General features: G+C 45.6%; 5 protein-coding genes. 3 read left to right on the top strand and 2 right to left on the bottom strand.

The features are described 5' to 3' along the window. From DWW13_RS17925 to DWW13_RS17915, 3 genes are all read left to right on the top strand, one after another. Positions 1-845: YodL domain-containing protein (locus DWW13_RS17925; protein ID WP_118720773.1), on the top strand; the 845-nt coding region annotated here is incomplete at its 5' end. Continuing rightward, positions 842-1,054 carry a transposon-transfer assisting family protein gene (locus tag DWW13_RS17920; protein WP_442857778.1) on the top strand — a complete coding sequence of 71 codons (213 nt, stop codon included), beginning with the start codon at positions 842-844 and terminating at the stop codon, positions 1,052-1,054. The genes DWW13_RS17925 and DWW13_RS17920, both read left to right, overlap by 4 nt. Then, the gene (locus DWW13_RS17915) at positions 1,051-1,416 is read left to right on the top strand and encodes a cysteine-rich VLP domain-containing protein (protein ID WP_118720771.1); all 366 of its coding nucleotides are present in this window, start codon (positions 1,051-1,053) and stop codon (positions 1,414-1,416) included. The genes DWW13_RS17920 and DWW13_RS17915 overlap by 4 nt, the downstream gene beginning before the upstream one ends. A 172-nt stretch (positions 1,417-1,588) precedes the next feature. Here DWW13_RS17915 and DWW13_RS17910 read toward each other — a convergent pair whose 3' ends face one another. Next, complete coding sequence (locus DWW13_RS17910) at positions 1,589-2,155, bottom strand: hypothetical protein (protein WP_118720769.1); 567 nt, start codon at positions 2,153-2,155, stop codon at positions 1,589-1,591. A gap of 77 nt (positions 2,156-2,232) precedes the next feature. Further along, positions 2,233-3,571: relaxase/mobilization nuclease domain-containing protein (locus tag DWW13_RS17905; RefSeq protein WP_243026198.1), on the bottom strand; the 1,339-nt coding region annotated here is incomplete at its 5' end.

Raw genomic sequence — 3,571 nt, 5'->3', positions numbered from 1 at the left:
AACAGGCAGCCCCCGCACAGGAGCAGCCGGAACAGGAAGCCTCACAGGACAAAGACACCTTTTCCATTTTTCAGATAAAAGGCGGGGACGAAACAAGGGACTTGCGCTTTGAACCTTACGACCGTCTGACTGCCACAGGATACCGGGTAGACCCGAAAAACTATGCGCTTGTCTATTCCGCAGAGCTTACGCCGGGGACTTCCCTTGAAGATATTTACACCCGCTTTAATATCGACCACCCGAAAGATTTTAAGGGACATAGCCTTTCTGTTTCTGACGTGGTGGTGCTTCATCAGAACGGGCAGGACACCGCCCACTATGTAGACAGCTTTGGTTATAAGGAAGTGCCGGAGTTTTTCAAGGAGCAGGAAAAAGCCCTCATTCCCGATGACTTGGAAACGGGCGAAACAATCAAAACACCGAGGGGGACTTTCTATGTAACCGCCATGAGCCGCGAGCAAATGGAAGCTGCCGGATATGGATTACACCACCAGTCCGACGACGGAAAATATCTGATTATGGGGAACGGTACAAGGGCTTTTGCTGTTCCCGTTCAGCCGGAAAACTATCTGAAAGCTGCCGAGCAGACCACCGAGCAAAACTACAACATGATTGACGGGCAGATAAACAACACCCCGACCGTTGCAGAACTGGAAGCAAAGGTAAAGGCAGGAGAAACCATTTCCCTTGTTGACCTTGCGGAAGCTGTCAAGGCTGATAAGGAACGCGGAAAGGCAGCAAAAACGGAAAAGAAGCCCTCTATCCGGGCGCAGCTTAAAGCAGATAAAGAAAAGACCGCACAGAAAAAAGCGACAAAATCAAAAAATCACGAATTGGAGGTATGAGCATGATTAGACTGACCGTTGAAGAAACAAACCTGTTGAGCATTTACAATGAGGGCGGCAAGCGCGGGCTTATAGAGAACATCAACGCTGCGCTGCCGTTCATGGACGAGGATATGCGGGAACTGGCGAAGCGCACCCTTGCAAAAATCGCACCTCTGACAGAAAATGAGTATGCGGAGCTTGCTATTTTCGCCGCTGATGAGGTATGACCGGGGGTAAGCGGCTTACGCCGCCCCAAAGCCGAAAAGTCAACAACCTTGTAAAAAAGGAGTGCTGCAACTGCGATAACGGACACTGTATTTTACTGGACGACGGGGAGGAATGTGTCTGCCCGCAGCTTATTTCCTATTCGCTTCTATGCGAATGGTTTCAGACTGCCGTACTTCCTCTTGATAAGCTGCTGTATGCAGAGCTTTTCAAGACCGAGGATAAAAAGCGTTGTACCGAGTGCGGAGCTTCTTTTGCGTCCACCTCTAACAGCGTCAAATACTGCCCGGACTGCCGGAAACGTATTACGAAAAGACAGGCAGCGGAGCGCATGAGGAAACGCCGCGCCCTTGTTACGCAATAAGGGCGAAAAAGAGCTTGATTTACAGGGCTTTCCGAGCGTGAAAATCACTTAGGCGATACAGAATACCTTTTCCCCTCAAAACGGTGTTCTACTGCGTAACATATCAAAATCAGCACCCACCAAAAACAAGACGCGGGAGGTCATTACTGACTTTCCGCGTCTTGTTTTTTCGTTATAGAGGTAATGTACCTAACAATGCAATTATACCAGAGGCTATTAGGCTTCCACTTGCACCAACAGCTAAGTCTTTAAGAATACGCAAGGACTTTTTCACAATACCTACATCTTCTTTGTTTTCGGCTGCTTTAATTGTATCTTCAATAATCGCTTTTACATTTTCAGAATTTTCTTTGAAAGTTGTTTGGAATTGGGGAAAATCAATATATTCTTTTATCTCTTTTAACACTTCAAGAGCCTTATCATAATTAAAGGTTTGAGAATTGGTCATCTCTTGCATAGCACCATCGGAGTTTTGCTGTATTTGTATTCCATTAGCGTTATCTCCTATGACTATTGTTGCTCCTTTTTCTCCAGCTTCTTTCAATGCAGCGACTAATTCGTTATGTCTGCGTAATTCTTCGGCTTCTTTTTCTTCTTTCGCTTTTTGAATACTTCTAATAGTTTGTTCCTGTCCCCTTTGCATTCTCGCCATATGGTCTTGTATTGGGTTTACATGTTGCACGGTTTTTGTCAAATCCAAACTAAATTTTGATAAATCAATATCTTTGAAGTCTGCCATAACTAAAGTATCCTTTCATCTCATTAGTGATACAAAAAATTATACTATAAATTTGCAAAGAAATCCACCATAGAGAACTATCTGTGCTTCGCCGTTTCTTTAACCCGTTCCTGTTCTTTGCCCTGCCGCAAAATACTGTCTATGTTCTGTTTGATAATGTCGTATTCCTCGACCTGTTTTTTGAGCTTTCCATAATCAGCGTAAAGGGCTTCTTTCTGCGCTTGGAGCTTCCCGTATTCTTCCTGCATGGCGGCAAGGTTAGGAAGTTTAGTAACGCCCGCCGCTTTCAGTGTCTTTACTGCTGCTTCGTGGAGTATCAGACTGCTTTCCTGCTTTGCCCGGTACGCGTCCTTATCCTTTGCCCTGCGGTATGCTTCATAAACAGGCTTTGTCTTTTGGTAGGTGGTAACGTGCTTCATCAGCACTGCCATGTCTGCAAGATGCTTCTCCACGCTCTTTAATGCGTCTGCTGTCTTTACATTTTCCGCATTTATTTCCTCAATCCGGCTGACTAAATCTGCGTACTGCTCAATCTTATGTTCCGTCAAGAAATTCATAGTCTTTGCAGCCAGTTTCAGATTATGGATTTTCGCCCACTGTTCATAGCCCCGGCTCTCTTGTGCCTTGATACTACTTTCAATGTCGATAAGCAGCGATACGCCGCGCTGCTCTTTGGGAGCTTTCGTCGCCTTTGTGCGCTTGCCCTCTATCCGTTCTCTTATGGCTTCTTCTGTATAATCTACACCGAGAGTTTTTAAGCGGGTAAAGCGTTCCTGTCCGGGAGCGCGGCAGGAGATATATTTTCCCGGCTTTATCTCATAACCCGCTGCCTGTAACCGCTGCAACAATTCTTCAAAACTTGCTACTTGGGGGATAAGCGTATCAACGGCAATTTTCAGCTTGCCTTTCCAATTTGTACCGACCTTTTCCGCTTGATATTCTGCATAGTTTTTTCCCTTGCTGCCTTTGCCCGGAACGACAACAGACAGCCCGTTTTCCCGGCACAGCTTATCGCTCATGTTCCGTATGCCGTAGTAACTGCGTTTGTTGGAATTGTACTTATGGTAGTCAACAAAATTGACTGCACAAAAAATGATATGGTTATGGATATGCCCTTTGTCTATGTGGGTAGTCAAGATGTATTCATGCTGTCCCTTTGTTACCGCGTCGGCAAGCTGCTTTCCGATTTCGTGGGCTTTCTCATAATCTACTTCTCCCGGTTCAAAGGACTGTATCAAATGGTGGGCGAGATTGTTCCCTTTCTCAATAGCTTGTGCAAGCGTAAATCCGAACTCAATGTCTGCTGTTTCATAGCTGCACCCAAAGGAGGACACAAGCATTTTCCCGTCTGTTTTATCCGGGTTTTGGATATAGTCAAGGGCTTTGCTCAACGTGCTTTTAATAGGCTTAATCTTT

This window comes from Blautia sp. AF14-40 (assembly GCF_003479665.1).
Lineage (GTDB): Bacteria > Bacillota > Clostridia > Lachnospirales > Lachnospiraceae > Fusicatenibacter > Fusicatenibacter saccharivorans.
The sequence above is the reverse complement of the archived record's forward strand: the minus strand, read 5'-3'. Positions and strand labels throughout refer to the sequence as shown.